The following is a 12,662-nucleotide window of genomic DNA, read 5'->3' as shown; positions in this document are numbered from 1 at the left end:
AGGGCGGAATACCTGGTGAACCGCGTGCAATTTCTCGACGGCGGCGGCGCCATGGGTGCCGCGATCCGGGACTTCGACTGGTCCAGAACGCCGCTCGGTCCGATCGGGGACTGGCCGGCGGCGCTGCGCATCGCGGTGGGCATGATGGTGAGCTCCCGCTTCCCCAAATGCATCGTCTGGGGTCCGTACCAGATCACGCTGCACAACGACGCCTTCGGGGTGATCCTCGGCGACAAGCCCGCCCCGCTCGGCCGGCCGCTGAAGGAGGTCTGGCACGAGGTGTGGCACGAGATCGGACCCCTGGTCGACCTCGCCTATGGCGGCGAGCCCGTCTTCATTGAGGACCTGGGCCTTTCCATCGACCGCAGGGGCAGCCGCGAGGATGCCTGGTTCACCTTCTGCTACAGCCCCATCCGCGACGAGGAAGGCCGGGTCTGCGGCATCATGGACACGGTCATCGAGACGACCGAGAAGGTGCTGGCGGTGCGCAATGCGCAGCTCATCAACGCCGAGCTGTCGCACCGGATGAAGAACACGCTGGCGATGATCTCGGCCGTGGCCAACCAGACCTTCCGCCACGCCGACACGCTGGAGTCCGCCCGCGAGCGGTTCAACGACCGCATCGCGGCGCTCGGCGAGGCGCATGCGATCCTGATCCAGCAGGAATGGACGACGGCGCCCATCCGCGCGGTGGTGGAGGGCGCGCTGGCGCCACATCGGCAGGGAACCGGGCGCTTCACCATTTCCGGCCCGCCGGTGATGCTGTCGTCGCGTCAGGCGCTGTCGCTCGCCCTCGCGGTCAACGAACTCGCCACCAACGCGGTGAAGCACGGTGCGCTGCGCAGCGACCAGGGCACCGTCGCCCTCTCCTGGTCGGTGGAGGGCGAGGACTTCCGGCTGCGGTGGAGCGAGAACGGCGCCATCTCCTGCCCGCGGCCGGAGCACAAGGGGTTCGGCTCGCAGCTCGTCGAGCGCATCCTGCCGGCGGATTTCGCCGGCCGGGCCGAGCTGAGCTTCGCGCCCGAGGGATTGCGCTACGAACTGGAGGGGCGGCTGTTCAGGCCCGAGGTGGACCCGGCCTGACGGCCGGGGTCACGGCGCCGCCGCGCCCGGCTGGCCGCCCCGGTCCGCGGGCTTCAGCGGCGGCACGATGCGGAAGGCGAGGACCGTGGGCGCACCGTGGCGCAGGACGGCATCGGCATGGACGGAGCCTTCCGCCGTCAGGCTGGGAACGAGACGTTCGAGCCGCACCCGCGCGGCGTCGTCGTCCGGATGCCAGACGAGGAGGGCGCCCTCGCGGGCCACCCGCTCCGCGGTGATCCAGGGCGAGAGGCGCGTGTCGCCGTCGAAGAGGATCTGCGGCCGCGCCGCGGCGTAGAAGGCGACGTTGCCGGCATGCCAGCGGTCGCCGGCGACGATCCGCAGCGGCCGTCCGGTGCGCTGCCGCCACCGGCTCTCGAGCTCCGAGGCGAGGGTGCGCGCCGGATAGAGCGTCGGTACATGGGCCGCACCGGCGGCCAGCCGCAGCACGTGATGGCCGGCATTCACCACCGGCAGGACGAGCACCACGGCGACGACGACGATGGTCGCCAAGCGCAGGCGCCCGACGACCAGGCGCGGCCCGATCAGCACGAGCGCGGCGATGCCGGAAAAGGCGAAGAGCGCGGTGCCGCGGCCCTGACGGAACTCGCCGCCGACGGCGAAATTGGTGACCACGGCGATGAGGATGGGCGCGAAGGCCATGACCAGCAGCAGGGTCTTTTCCGTCTCGCCGGGGTCCCTGCCCTCGATGACCAGTTCGGGCGCGGGCCTGAACGCGCCGGCGCCCACGCAGATCGCGAGGAGGGCGACGAGCCCGGCATGGGCGAGGACCTGGGCGCCGAAGAAGCACAGGCAGTACCACAGGCGCATCAGCACCGTGTCGGCGGTGGCGTCGGTCGACAGGATATGGGCGAGCGAGGAGCCGCCGGTCTCGACGACCCATGCGACATGGGGCGCAACCAGGGCGAGGCCGAGCGCCAGAGCGAGCCAGAAGACCGGGCGGCGCATCTGGGCCCGGCCGGCGGGCAGGGTCAGCGTCAGAACGGCCAGCACCGCCACGAGGAGCAGGCCGACATATTTGGCGTAGACGGAAAGGGCGACCACGACGGCGAGGGCGAACCAGGCCGCCGACCGGCCCTGGACCACGGCGCGCCACCAGAACAGGCCGGTGAGGGCCCAGAGCGGCGCCGACAGGGTGTCCGGGGTGAAGGTCGCCATCGGCGGCCCGTAATAGTGGATGCCGGCGAGCGTCAGGAAGGCGGCGACGACGCCTTGGGCCGGGCCGAGCACGGCGACGGCGAGCGCCCACACCGCCCAGAGCGTCACCAGCACGCAGATCTGCGCATGGACATAGGCGAGCCAGGGCGCGCCGGGGGCGACATGCTCGCTCAAGCCCAGCACCCAGGCCTGCAGCGGCGGATGTTTGAAATAGCCCCAGGCGATGCTGCGGCCCCAGAGAAAGCCTTCCACCGTGTCGCGCGGCAGGGTGAGGAAGCCGATGGCGGAGGCCAGCACGGCGACGAGGGCGCCGAGCCCGGCGAGCCCCCAGAACAGGGCGACACCCCGGCGCACCAGCAGCGCTCCGATGGTCTCGCCGGAGATCGGCGCGGGGCCGACCAGATCGGCGCGCCAGAGAACAGGGCTGTGCATGCGGCGGGAGATTCGGGGGCGGGCGGTAACGGGGAACGGCGCTACCGCCTAACGCACCAGGTAACATTACGCAACACAATGTTGCCATAGTTTGCCGGTGATGCGACCACCCGCCCCCGTTCACTCCCCGCTGCCGAGCATCTGATCGATCGCCTCCGCGCGCGAGGTTTTCCGCCCGTCAGACCGGCCCCGCCTTCATCGACCCGTCCGAAAGAGGGGCAGGGTCCGGCGCCGGTTCGTCCGGGTCGCCGGACGGCGCCGCGTCGCGCCTGACCCGGTCGAGCGGGATCTGGCGCTCGTCGAAGGTGCCAGGCGGCACCGGCGCCGCGGATTCCGTCGTGTCGTCCACCTGTTCGCGCTCGGCGCCCGGCTGCCCGGGGCGACGGGCAGGATCGGAGGGCACGTCGCCAGGGCCGTCTTTTTCGGGGTGTCCCATCGTCGTCGATCTCCATCGCTTCGGGTGGAGAACGAGGGACAGGGCGCGCCTGTTCCGCGCGCCGCGGCCTCCCTCGCGCCCAGGTCACCGTCTTGCCGCTGAGACGCCCCCGGACTACGGTACCTCCGGGTGGGCTGTCAGCGTCCGGCGTCGGCCGGCGTTTTGTCTTTGGGGGTAATTTTCATGATGTTGAGACGGGTTGTTTTGATCGCCGCCGCGCTGATGGCGATGGGCACGACCGCGGCTTTGGCGGAGAGCCCGAGCTTCTGCAATCAATATGCGTCAAAGGCCGTGCACGACGCCCGGCAGGCGCGGTCGAACCCGCGCTGCAACACCAACCTCCATGCTGGCGTGTTCTCGACGGATTTCAACGTGCACTACAATTGGTGCCTGCGCGTCGATCGCAACCGGGCCTATGCCGGAACCGACCAGCGCGAAGGGCATCTGCGGCGGTGCAGCGTTGCCTCGGGTCCGGGCCGCCCGGGCGGCCCGGTCAGCGCCGTCACGCCGCCGCCGGAGGTGACGGGCAGTTGCCGGGGCGTCTATATCCGCCACTTCACCCGGCCGGGTCCGCGGGCCCTCGCCCTCGGGCCTGGCGGCTGCAGCTCGCAATATGGCCGGGGGAGCGTCGATCAGGCGGTGTCGATGGCGCTCATGGCCTGCGGCCGGATCGCCCGCGGACCGTGCCGCATCTTGGAAACACGGGGGCGCTGAGCGCCAGCGGCGGCATGACGATCGGACCCCGCGCGCCGCAAGGCCCGCGGGGTTTTTCGCCGTCCGCGAGGCGGCGCGACGGAAAGCGCGTCAGACGTCAGCGATGTTGAGGAAATGGTGCCCGGGGGCGGAATCGAACCACCGACACTGCGATTTTCAGTCGCATGCTCTACCAACTGAGCTACCCGGGCGACCGCGGCGCATGACCGTCAGATGACGATCAGCGGCAGTGCGGGCCGGCTTATAGAGGCTCCCGCCGGGGCTGTCCACCCTCATCGGGGAGAATGATCCACAGGCCGTCGCCGTGTCCGCGGCGGGCCGATCCGGTCGCGCGCGCCTGCCGCCGGCCCCGTCATGAAAAAGCCCCGACGGCGGGGCCGTCGGGGCAGTTGGAGGTCATGCGGGATGCACGGCAGGAGAGGCGTTCAGCGCAGGACGACGACCCGGGTGCCGACGCGGACGCGGTCGTAGAGGTCGACGACGTCCTCGTTGAGCATGCGGATGCAGCCGGAGGAGACGGCCTGGCCGATGGTGTGCGGCTCGTTGGAGCCGTGGATGCGGTAGAGCGAGGAGCCGAGATAGAGGGCACGGGCGCCGAGCGGGTTGTCGGGGCCGCCGGCCATGAAGCGCGGCAGGTCGGGGCGGCGCTGCAGCATCTGCACCGGCGGGCGCCAGTCCGGCCATTCCTGCTTGCGGGTGATGGTGGGGCTGCCGGCCCATTCGAAGCCGGGGCGACCGACGCCGATGCCGTAGCGGATGGCGCGGCCGTCGGCGAGGACGAGGTAGAGGCGGCGCTCGGTGGTGTTGACCACGACCGTGCCGGGGGCATGGCCGCCGGTGTAGGCGACGATCTCGCGCGGGATGGCGGGGGCGCGGGCGGCGGCCGAGGCGTGCGGCCGGGCGACCAGGGGCTCGCGGGTGTCCGGGTCGAACATGATCGTCTGGACGAAGGGATTGGCGGAGGCGGCCGAGGCGGCGAGCGACAGGGCGGCGGCGAGGACGAGGCGGCGGTTCATGGCGGGCTCCGGGCGGGTTCGGTGGATCAGCGGGAGGTCTGGTCGAGGGCGACCATGCGGACGGGGCGCAGATGCTCGCCCTTGGACGAGGTCTGGCAGGCGGCGGGAATGTGCGGCCAGGCGAAGCGGGCGCAGTCGGTGCGGTCGCCGGTGATGGCGGCGGTGCGGCCGGCCGTCTCGGAGGCGCGCGGGGCACCGTCGAGGCGGTTGCGGAAGCCGTCGAAGGCGGAATGGGCATGGTCGACGTCGGCGGCCGAGAAGGTCAGGGCCAGGGAGGGCACGGTGCCGGCGGCGCGGCCGTCGTGCGAGAGGCCGAGTGCCAGGACGAGGCCGAAGCCCGCCACACCGCCGAGAGCCAGAAACTTCGATATCCGGTTCATGTGCGATCCCCCATCTCGGCCCTCCGTGGGCCGGTCTCCCCTCTGTCGCCGTGGCCGCCGAAAAGGTTCATCGGAGCGGCGCGCCCGGCGTCATCGGGTTGAAGAGAACGTAAGGGGGAGCGTTTTCGTCGTGGTGTCTCGCGCGGCAAGCCCGCGTTTCAATGGCACGGGGCCGTGTTTCAAGCCTTGCCGGCGCGTGTCGGCCCCTGCGGGCGAACGTTGCAGGACGGGCCTCGCGTGTTTCAGGACGCGGGAAAGGGCCCCGCCGGTCAGCCCTTCTCGCCCTCGGGCATGAACATGTAGCCGGCACCGCGCACCGTGCGGATATAGGCGGGGGCCTCGGCGTCCGGCTCGATCTTGCGGCGGATGCGGGTGATGCGCACGTCGACGGCGCGGTCATAGGCCTCGGGGTCGCGGGCGCCGGCGAGGTCGAGCAGCCGGTCGCGGGAGAGGACGCGGCGCGGATTGTCGGCGAAGGCCTTGAGCAGGTTGAACTCCGAACTCGTCAGCGGCATTTCGGCGCCGGTCTCGTCGCGCAGCACATGGGCGCCGAGGTCGAGCATCTTGGTGCCGAAGCGGACGAGGTCGCGGGCGTCGCCGGTGCCGGCCGGACGCGGCGGCGCCACGGCCCGGCGCAGCAGGGCGCGGATGCGGGCGAGGAGCTCGCGCAGCTCGCATGGCTTGGCGAGATAGTCGTCGGCGCCGAGGTCGAGGCCGGTGACCCGGTCGTCGGGGCTCGCGGTGGCGGTGAGCATGATCACCGGCACGGCCAGACGCTGCTTCAGGTCGCGGACGACGGAGAGGCCGTCCTCCTCCGGCATGTTGAGGTCGAGCACCACGAGGGCGGGCCGCTCCTCCTCCAGCGCCCGGCGCAGCGCCGCGCCGCCGTCGCAGAGCGTCACGCGGAAGCCATGCATCTTCAGGTAGTCGCCGACCATGTCGCGGGCGGCGGCCTCGTCGTCGACGACGAAGACGAGCTGGCCGGGATTCACGAGGGCCCCCGCTGCACGAGGGGCGGCAGGGTGAAGGCGAAGGTCGCGCCCTTGCCGGGGCCGTTGCTGGTGGCGGTGATGCGGCCACCGTGCAGCTCGACGATGCGCCGGCAGATGAAGAGGCCGAGGCCGGTGGAGCTCTCCCCCGCGGTGGGCTTGGCGGAGAGGCGCTGGAAGCGGCCGAACAGGCGCTGCTCGTCCTCCGGCGTCAGGCCCGGCCCGGAGTCGGTGACGGCGATGCGGTGGCCGCCCTCGCTGGACGTGAGGGAGACGGTGATGCGGCCGCCCGGCGGCGAATATTTCACCGCGTTGGAGACGAGGTTGTCGATCGCCTCGCGCAGGCGGTCCGGGTCGGCGCGGCCGGGCAGCGTGTCGGGCCCGCGGTAGATCAGCATCTGGCCCTTGCGGTCGGCGAGCGGCGCGTTGGCGTCGATTACCGCGCCGACGACGGCAACGGCGTCGATGTCGGCGAGGCGCAGCACGATGTCCTCGGCGTCCAGCATGGCGTCGTTGATGAGTTCGTCCACCATCGAGGTCATGCGGGCGACGGAGGAGCGGATCTGCTCGATCTGGCTGCGGGCGCGGTCGATGTTCGGCGGGTCGAGGCAGAGGAGCTCGTTCATCATCTCGGACCGCCCGAGGATGACGCCGAGCGGATTCTTCAGGTCGTGGGCGACGGTGCCGAGCACCTCGGCCTTGTGGTCGTTGGTGCGCTTCAGGCGCTGCCACTGGGCGGTGAGCCGCTCGTTGGCGAGGGTGAGCTGGCGGGTGCGCTCGGCGACGCGCCGCTCGAGGGTGGCGTTGGCCGCCTGCAGCTGCTCGTAGAGGATGACGTTGTCGAAGGCGGTGGAGAGCCGGCCGCAGAAGACCGCGACCAGGGTCTGGTCGGTGTCGGAGAGCGGCCGGTCGGAGGTCAGCGCCACGACGATCTCGCGGCCCGTCGGGGTCTTGATGTAGAGCGCCGTCTCGGCGGCGTCGAAGGCGTGGCGACGGCGTTCGAAGGCCGAGTCGACCAGCCGGGCCATGGCGGGGTCAAGCACGCCGTCGGCCGCTGCGGCGACGGGCGCATAGACCCCGGATCCGGCCAGCACGGCGAAGCGCTCCTTGTCCTCGCGCAGCACCAGGATGCCCTCGCAGGAGACCTGGACGAGCCCGGAGATCTGGGTGAGCACGCCGGCGGCGAGCTTCTTCATGGACTTGAGGTCGAAGAGCTCGGAGGCCGCCTCGACGATCAGCTCGAGGCCGCGGCGTGTCTCCACCAGCCGCATAAGCTGCTGCCAGGAGCGGATGGCGGCGGTGAGCGAGGTGAAGAGCTTGTCGCCGGTCAGCTCGGTCTTCGCCTTGTAGTCGTTGATGTCGTAGTCGACGATCACCTTGCGCTCGGGCGCCTGGCCCGGCTGCCCGGTGCGCAGGATGATGCGCACCGTGTCGTTCTTCAGCTCGTTGCGGATGTAGTCGACGAGGTCGAGGCCGGCGCCGTCGCTCTCCATCACCACGTCGAGCAGCACCACCGCCATGTCCGGATGACGGGCGAGAAGGGTGCGGCCCTCGGCGGCGGAGAAGGCGGAGTAGAGGTCCAGCCGGTGGCCGGCGAGCTGGTAGTCCGACAGGGCGTATTTGGTGCCGGAATGGATCGCCGCGTCGTCGTCGATGATGGCGACCTTCCAGCGGCCCGCCTCGACCGCGGGTGCGTCCGGGCCGTCGTCGAGGATCGCGACGAGATCGTCGTCCTCCGGGTGAATGGCATCCTCTCTCGGTTCGGACATCATGCGGGTTCCTGCCGGTCGCCGGGCTCCTGCGGCGCGTTGAGCGGCAGGACGATGCGGAAGGTGGTGCCGACGCCCGGCGTCGACGACAGCGAGATACGCCCGCCAAGGCGCCGTGTCACGATGTTGAAGACGATATTCAGACCGAGCCCGGTGCCGCCCTCGCCGCGGCGGGTGGTGAAGAAGGGATCGTAGGCCTGGCGCTGCACCTCGGCGTTCATGCCGACACCGTCGTCGCGGAAGGTCATCACCACCTGATCACCCTCGGCCGCGGCGGCGATGGAGAAGGTGCCGGAGCGCCCCTCGGGAAAGGCGTGGGTCAGGGCGTTGATGAAGAGGTTGGTCACGACCTGGCCGTAGGGGCCGGGATAGCTGTCGAGAACGATGTCGGGCGGCACGTCCACCGCGAGCTTCACCGGGGAGCGGCGCAGCGTCGGGCGGAGGCTGGCGACGATCTGGTCGGTGGCCTCGGCGAGATTGAAGCTGCGGCGGTCGGCATGGCTGCGGTCGACGGCGACCTGCTTGAAGGCCTGCACCATCTCGCCGGCGCGCTGCAGGTTGAGCGAGAGCTGGCTCGCCGCCTCGCGGCTGCCCTGGACGAAGTCGGCGAGGCGGGAGCGGCGCAGCTCGCCGCGCTCGACGTCGGCGGCGAACTCGTCGATGCGCCGCGACAGGGTGGAGGCGACGGTGAGCGAGATGCCGATGGGGTTGTTGACCTCGTGGGCGACGCCGGCGACGAGACCGCCGAGGGCGGCGAGCTTCTCCGCTTCCACCAGGCTCTGCTGGGTGTCTCGGAGGTGATGGAGCGCCGTCTCGGCGCGGTCCTTGGCGGCGACGAGGTCCTGTTCGGCCCGCTGCTTCTCGATGGCGTTCTGGCGGAACACCTCCACGGCGCGGGCCATGCGGCCGATGTCATCGGTGGCTGTGAGGCCGGAGGGCGGGCGGTCCAGGTCGCCGGCGACGATGGCGTTCATGCTGCCGGCGAGGTCGTCGAGGGGAACGCGGATCGACCTGGCGATGAGGGTCCAGATGACGGCGGCGATGACGAGGAAGATGCCGGCGATGCCCGCCGCCTGGACGAAGACGATCCGGAGCGTCTGGTCGAGCCGTTCCTGCGCCGCGTCCTCCTTGGCGCGGACGCGCTCGGCGACCTCCTGGATGACGGTGGCCATCACCGCCTGATTGCCGTCGATCTCCACCTGGAGGAGCCGGTTCTGCATGCCGAGGACCTGGATCATGCGGCCGAAGCCGGCCCGCAGCGCGTTGGTGCGTTCTGCGAGGGCCGTCAGCGCGGCGCGCTGGAATTCGGTCTGGGCGAGATCGACCATGACGGGGGCGGTCTGCTGGATGACCTCAATGGAGCGGGAGGCCTCGCGCTGCGCCTGCACCGACTGGGTCAGGTAATAGTCGTTGATGGCGACGAGGAAGACGGAGAAGGCCTCGCGCGACTTGCCGAGCGAAGGGCCGACGAGGGCCGAGCGGTCGGCCATGGCGGTCTCGACCACGGCATAGAGCTGGGAGAGTTCGCTCGCCGGCTTGCGGATCTCGTTCTCGTAGATCGACGAGATGGTCTCGCGGACGCTGCGCAGCTCGTCGAAGCCGAGCATGAAGCGCTCGGTGACGCTGGTGACGGAGCGCGCCGGATTCTGCAGCGCGAGGTCGATCTCCTGCTCGATGGCGAGCTTGGCGAGGAGCGCCTTCCGGCGCTGTTCGATCTCGTTCAGCACCATCTCGTTGGGCAGGGCGAAATAGCGGTGGATGAGGGTCTGGAGCCGCCCGGCGTCGTTCTCGATGGAGGCGAGGAGCCGGTCGATGCGGCGGGCCTCCTGAAGGTCTGCCCAGGCGGAGCGGATGGCCCGCGCGCCGGAGGCGATCAGCAGCATCAGCAGGGTGATGAAGGCGAGGTTCAGGATGACGACGGTGACGATGCGCCAGCGCACGGGAATGCGCCGGAACTGTTCGGACACCCAGTCGAGCCTGCCGCGAATGGTGCGCAGCGCCGGCCGGACCATCACCCTGCGTGCCGTGGTCGCATCCATCAGCGGGCCTGGCGGATGCGCGTCACCAGCGCCGCGAGCGGGGGATCGGCGGCGAAGCGCTCGACGATGGGCCGCACCGCCTCCTCGAAGCCGCTGCGGTCCTCGAGGGTGACGACGGTGACGCCCGCCGCTTCGGCCTGGCGCCGCGAGGTCTGTTCGAGCTTCAGCCACTGCTCGCGCATGGCGCGGGCGGATTCGCGGGCGGCGGCACGGAAGATGTCGCGGTCGGCGGTGGTCAGCTCGTCCCAGGCCTTGCGCGAGACCACCAGGACCTCGGGGCTCATGGTGTGCTCGGTGAGGGTGATGTGGCGCGCCGCCTGGTAATGGTCGGTGGTGACGTAGGATGGCCAGTTGTTCTCGGCGCCGTGGATCAGCCCGGTGACGAGGCTGACGTTGACCTGGCCGTAGGGCAGCGCCACCGGCTCGGCGCCCAGCGCCCGCATCATCTCCACCATCATCTCCGACTGCTGGACGCGGATGCGCAGGCCCTTCAGGTCCTCGATCCGGCGGATGGGCCGGGCGGAATTGTAGATGGAGCGGGCGCCGGAATCGTAGAAGGCGAGGCCGACGAGGCCGTAGCGCTCGAAGCTCGCCAGGATGTCCTCGCCGACCGGCCCGTCGAGCACCGCGTGGAGATGATCGACCGAGCGGAAGAGGAAGGGCAAGGCGAGGATGTTGGCCTCGGGAATGAAGCTCGCCAGCGGGGCGACATTGGTGCGGTTGATGTCGATGGCGCCGATTCGGGTCTGCTCGATCGTCTCCTTCTCCTCGCCGAGCTGGCGCGAGTGGAAGATGCGCAGGCGATGGCGCCCGCCCGTGCGCTCGGCGATGAGCCGGCCCATTAGCTCCAGCGCCGTGACCGTCGGGTAATCGGGCGGCTGGGTGTCGGCGACGCGGAACTCCCGGGCGGCGAGGCCAGGGGCGAAAGCGGCGAGCGCCAGCAGCGCCCCCACCGCGAGGGCCGGCGCCCTGACCGCAACGATGCTCCACCAGCCGCCCATCGCCCGCCCCTGCCCATTCCAGGCGTTGCCCCGCCCTTCGCGAAAAATCATGCCACGAACCCGCCGATGCCGCCATGGCCGCTCCGGGCCGGTTGAGGAGGCCCTCAATGTTTCATTTCCGTGTCGCCGCGGCTCGCCGCCCTCGCCGCGACGCCGGACGCGGCGACATCGCGCCGAAACCGCCGGCGGCGACCTTCACCGCAATGAGGGGCGCGGCCGGGGACGGCCGGCGCCCACGCCGCGTCGGCGGCTGCTGGAGGCATGCGCATGACTTTCATCCGGACATCCGCCGTCGCGATGGCCCTGGCCATCGGGCTCCACGCCGGCGGCGGCACGGCCCTGGCCCAGGAGATCGGCATTCCGGAATGCGATCGCTTCATCACCAGCTACGAGGTCTGCGTGACGACCAAGGTGCCGGCGACCCATCGCGTCACCTTCTCCCAGCAGGTGGCGCAACTGCGCACCACCTGGCGGTCCCTGGCGCAGGATCCGCAGACGCGCCAGCAGCTCGAAGCAATCTGCCGCACCCAGGGCGAGCAGATGCGCCGGGGCCTCGAACCCTTCGGCTGCGCCTTCTAGCGCCGCCTCAGCGCGAGCAGGCCGCCAGCATCCGGCGGCGGATCGTGTCGATGCCGTCGAGCCGGTAGGTGCCCTCGAAGCGCCAGCGTCGCGACCCTTCCAGACGGATGGCGAGGGTGCCGGTGGCCGGCAGCCGCGTCAGGAACTCGCGCACGTCGCCGGGATAGATCGCCTGCTGCAGGTCGCGCGAGCCCTGCCAGATGTCGCCGGGGGCGAGGCGGTCGTTGATGCGCAGGGTGACGAAGACGCTGGCCGCTCCCATGACCGGGCTGTCGCGGCCGACCGCCAGAGAGACGCGGTCGTTGCGGCACGTGATCTCCAGGACGATGCCTTCCTCGCCCCAGGGCTCCAGCGGCCGCTGGTCGGCGACGATCGTGCGGCCGGAGGAGTCGCTTCCGGTGGTCACCAGCCAGCGGCCGATGCTGGCCGTGCCCGGTTCGTCCGGGGCATTGAGGGCGGCGGCGAGACGGTCGAAACAGGTAAGCCTCTCCGCCTCGACGGCAATGCCGGCGCAACGCCTGAGTGCATCGGGCAGGGCCGGCTCGGAAGCCGCCGCCACCGGCGACGAGCCGAGGCCGGCCAGAAGGACAAGGACGACCGCTTTCCACGTCATGGGCGAGAACATGGTGTCGCACCGGCCGCAGGCAAGCCGCCAGGTCGTCGCAGGAGGAAGGCCGGCGGCGATCCCCGCATCGCGGGTTCCCGCAGGCCAGACTTGCAGAGGGGTGGTGGCCGCCGGCGCTGCCGCCCCCATATGGCGGTAAAGTCGGTCGATAGGGAGATTGCGCGATGACAGACATGTTCCGGGACAACGCTGCCGCCGGCCGGTTCGAGCTCGACGTCGGCGGCCGCCAGGCCTTCGCGATCTACCGCCGCCAGGGCGGCAGCCTCGTCATCGACCATGTGGAGGCCGAGCCGGCGCTGCGCGGCACCGGTGCGGCCGGGCGCCTGATGGAGAAGGTCGTCGACGCGGCCAAGGCCGAGAGCCTCTCCATCGTGCCCCGCTGCGGCTATGCGGCGAGCTGGCTGCGCCGGCACGGCGGCTGAG

At 70.8% G+C, this 12,662-nt stretch carries 13 protein-coding genes and 1 tRNA gene; 4 read left to right on the top strand and 10 right to left on the bottom strand.

Annotated elements, in window-relative coordinates:
* Positions 1–15: 15 nt before the first annotated feature.
* Positions 16–1,083 (top strand): sensor histidine kinase, encoded by a 1,068-nt coding sequence (locus tag C6569_RS00685; RefSeq protein WP_245898197.1) that lies wholly within the window; start codon positions 16–18, stop codon positions 1,081–1,083.
* 9 nt (positions 1,084–1,092) lie between these two features.
* On the opposite strand, the gene C6569_RS00680 is transcribed toward C6569_RS00685, so the two are convergent.
* Positions 1,093–2,691: a glycosyltransferase family 39 protein gene (locus C6569_RS00680; RefSeq protein WP_106747040.1), complete on the bottom strand. Its 1,599-nt coding sequence runs from the start codon at positions 2,689–2,691 to the stop codon at positions 1,093–1,095.
* A gap of 178 nt (positions 2,692–2,869) precedes the next feature.
* Entirely contained in the window at positions 2,870–3,127 is a 258-nt protein-coding gene (locus tag C6569_RS21605) for a hypothetical protein (protein ID WP_146144697.1), read from the bottom strand.
* A 183-nt stretch (positions 3,128–3,310) separates the two neighbouring features.
* Here C6569_RS21605 and C6569_RS00675 point away from each other — a divergent pair, with 183 nt between their 5' ends.
* Positions 3,311–3,841 carry a hypothetical protein gene (locus C6569_RS00675; RefSeq protein ID WP_146144696.1) on the top strand — a complete coding sequence of 177 codons (531 nt, stop codon included), beginning with the start codon at positions 3,311–3,313 and terminating at the stop codon, positions 3,839–3,841.
* 115 nt (positions 3,842–3,956) lie between these two features.
* Here C6569_RS00675 and C6569_RS00670 read toward each other — a convergent pair.
* The 7 genes from C6569_RS00670 to C6569_RS00640 form a co-directional block, all read right to left on the bottom strand.
* A tRNA-Phe gene (locus C6569_RS00670) sits at positions 3,957–4,032 on the bottom strand.
* 234 nt (positions 4,033–4,266) lie between these two features.
* Positions 4,267–4,857 carry a L,D-transpeptidase gene (locus tag C6569_RS00665; RefSeq protein WP_106747038.1) on the bottom strand — a complete coding sequence of 197 codons (591 nt, stop codon included), beginning with the start codon at positions 4,855–4,857 and terminating at the stop codon, positions 4,267–4,269.
* A 26-nt stretch (positions 4,858–4,883) separates the two neighbouring features.
* Positions 4,884–5,237, bottom strand: coding sequence for a hypothetical protein (locus C6569_RS00660; protein ID WP_106747037.1), 354 nt, complete (start codon positions 5,235–5,237; stop codon positions 4,884–4,886).
* A 269-nt stretch (positions 5,238–5,506) separates the two neighbouring features.
* Entirely contained in the window at positions 5,507–6,175 is a 669-nt protein-coding gene (locus tag C6569_RS00655; protein WP_425440707.1) for a winged helix-turn-helix domain-containing protein, read from the bottom strand.
* Between the two features lie 50 nt (positions 6,176–6,225).
* Positions 6,226–7,995 carry a sensor histidine kinase gene (locus C6569_RS00650; protein ID WP_106750820.1) on the bottom strand — a complete coding sequence of 590 codons (1,770 nt, stop codon included), beginning with the start codon at positions 7,993–7,995 and terminating at the stop codon, positions 6,226–6,228.
* On the bottom strand, positions 7,995–10,034 hold the full coding sequence (locus C6569_RS00645) for a sensor histidine kinase (protein WP_106747035.1): 2,040 nt from the start codon (positions 10,032–10,034) through the stop codon (positions 7,995–7,997). The genes C6569_RS00650 and C6569_RS00645 overlap by 1 nt, the downstream gene beginning before the upstream one ends.
* Positions 10,034–11,035 carry a TRAP transporter substrate-binding protein gene (locus tag C6569_RS00640; protein ID WP_106747034.1) on the bottom strand — a complete coding sequence of 334 codons (1,002 nt, stop codon included), beginning with the start codon at positions 11,033–11,035 and terminating at the stop codon, positions 10,034–10,036. Before C6569_RS00640 ends, C6569_RS00645 begins: the two co-directional genes overlap by 1 nt.
* Before the next feature lie 267 nt (positions 11,036–11,302).
* On the opposite strand from C6569_RS00640, the gene C6569_RS00635 reads away from it, so the two are divergent.
* The gene (locus tag C6569_RS00635) at positions 11,303–11,614 is read left to right on the top strand and encodes a hypothetical protein (protein WP_146144695.1); all 312 of its coding nucleotides are present in this window, start codon (positions 11,303–11,305) and stop codon (positions 11,612–11,614) included.
* 7 nt (positions 11,615–11,621) lie between these two features.
* Here C6569_RS00635 and C6569_RS00630 read toward each other — a convergent pair whose 3' ends face one another.
* Complete coding sequence (locus C6569_RS00630; RefSeq protein ID WP_106747032.1) at positions 11,622–12,239, bottom strand: hypothetical protein; 618 nt, start codon at positions 12,237–12,239, stop codon at positions 11,622–11,624.
* Positions 12,240–12,403: 164 nt separating this feature from the next.
* On the opposite strand from C6569_RS00630, the gene C6569_RS00625 reads away from it, so the two are divergent.
* Positions 12,404–12,661 carry a GNAT family N-acetyltransferase gene (locus C6569_RS00625; protein ID WP_106747031.1) on the top strand — a complete coding sequence of 86 codons (258 nt, stop codon included), beginning with the start codon at positions 12,404–12,406 and terminating at the stop codon, positions 12,659–12,661.
* Position 12,662: the final 1 nt, after the last annotated feature.

The organism is Phreatobacter cathodiphilus, assembly GCF_003008515.1.
GTDB lineage: Bacteria > Pseudomonadota > Alphaproteobacteria > Rhizobiales > Phreatobacteraceae > Phreatobacter > Phreatobacter cathodiphilus.
The sequence above is the reverse complement of the archived record's forward strand: the minus strand, read 5'-3'. Positions and strand labels throughout refer to the sequence as shown.

Bases quoted from the DNA above. Each gene is read 5' to 3' on its own strand.
- C6569_RS00680 (WP_106747040.1), bottom strand. From the start codon at position 2,691: ATGCACAGCCCTGTTCTCTGGCGCGCCGATCTGGTCGGCCCCGCGCCG.
- C6569_RS21605 (WP_146144697.1), bottom strand. From the start codon at position 3,127: ATGGGACACCCCGAAAAAGACGGCCCTGGCGACGTGCCCTCCGATCCT.
- C6569_RS00675 (WP_146144696.1), top strand. From the start codon at position 3,311: ATGATGTTGAGACGGGTTGTTTTGATCGCCGCCGCGCTGATGGCGATG.
- C6569_RS00665 (WP_106747038.1), bottom strand. From the start codon at position 4,857: ATGAACCGCCGCCTCGTCCTCGCCGCCGCCCTGTCGCTCGCCGCCTCG.
- C6569_RS00660 (WP_106747037.1), bottom strand. From the start codon at position 5,237: ATGAACCGGATATCGAAGTTTCTGGCTCTCGGCGGTGTGGCGGGCTTC.
- C6569_RS00655 (WP_425440707.1), bottom strand. From the start codon at position 6,175: ATGGTCGGCGACTACCTGAAGATGCATGGCTTCCGCGTGACGCTCTGC.
- C6569_RS00650 (WP_106750820.1), bottom strand. From the start codon at position 7,995: ATGTCCGAACCGAGAGAGGATGCCATTCACCCGGAGGACGACGATCTC.
- C6569_RS00645 (WP_106747035.1), bottom strand. From the start codon at position 10,034: ATGGATGCGACCACGGCACGCAGGGTGATGGTCCGGCCGGCGCTGCGC.
- C6569_RS00640 (WP_106747034.1), bottom strand. From the start codon at position 11,035: ATGGGCGGCTGGTGGAGCATCGTTGCGGTCAGGGCGCCGGCCCTCGCG.
- C6569_RS00635 (WP_146144695.1), top strand. From the start codon at position 11,303: ATGACTTTCATCCGGACATCCGCCGTCGCGATGGCCCTGGCCATCGGG.
- C6569_RS00630 (WP_106747032.1), bottom strand. From the start codon at position 12,239: ATGTTCTCGCCCATGACGTGGAAAGCGGTCGTCCTTGTCCTTCTGGCC.
- C6569_RS00625 (WP_106747031.1), top strand. From the start codon at position 12,404: ATGACAGACATGTTCCGGGACAACGCTGCCGCCGGCCGGTTCGAGCTC.